We start from the raw sequence: 307 nt of genomic DNA on the forward strand, positions 1-307 counted from the left end.
TCGGCAGTTCGTGCAGTGCACGACGCCTTGCCCCTTCTCGCTCAGGCGCGTGAGGTGCTCGTCGTATCGGTCATTGACGACAAGCTGTTTCCGATACCTCATTCCGGACACGCACTCTGCCGCTATCTGGCGCGGTGGCAGGTTGATGCCAAATTCAGCACGATCCGTCGTGAGACTCTGAACGTCGGCGCGACCCTTCTGGCCCATGCGCAGCAAGCAGACGCGGATCTGCTGGTGATGGGCGCGTTCGCACATGGATTCGAGCGCGAGCTGATGCTCGGCAGCGCAACGCGAGATATCTTCAACG

Annotated in this window: 1 protein-coding gene; it reads left to right on the plus strand. The window is 60.9% G+C overall.

The window, feature by feature from the left end; genetic code table 11:
• Nucleotides 1-15: 15 nt before the first annotated feature.
• A partial coding sequence (locus ACZXDY_RS46660) for a universal stress protein (protein WP_464350125.1) occupies nucleotides 16-307 on the plus strand: 292 nt, incomplete at its 3' end.

This window comes from Bradyrhizobium sp. LeoB3 (assembly GCF_055456055.1).